This is a genomic window from Bacillus cereus group sp. Bce019 (assembly GCF_051781745.1).
GTDB lineage: Bacteria > Bacillota > Bacilli > Bacillales > Bacillaceae_G > Bacillus_A > Bacillus_A cereus.
Map to the genome: position 1 here is coordinate 1 of NZ_JBPWJX010000202.1, position 261 is coordinate 261.

The window sequence follows — 261 nt, forward strand, 5'->3', positions numbered from 1 at the left end:
GTATCTAACTTAGATGCCATAACATGGTTAAGAACCATAGAATCAAATTCTGTGGATCTTGTAATCACAGATCCTCCATACGAGTCTCTCGAAAAGCATAGAAAAAAAGGCACGACTACCCGACTCAAGAATAGTAAATCATCCAGCAATCAATGGTTTGAGATCTTTCCAAATGAAAGATTTGAAGAGTTAGTCTCTGAGATCTACAGGATAATGAAAAAGAACAGTCATTTTTATTTATTCTGTGACCAAGAAACTATG

At 35.2% G+C, this 261-nt stretch carries 1 protein-coding gene; it reads left to right on the forward strand.

All coding sequences use genetic code 11. The features are described 5' to 3' along the window. Nucleotides 1–51: 51 nt before the first annotated feature. On the forward strand, nt 52–261 hold a 210-nt coding region (locus ACS2QP_RS28005; RefSeq protein WP_438883102.1), incomplete at its 3' end, for a DNA methyltransferase.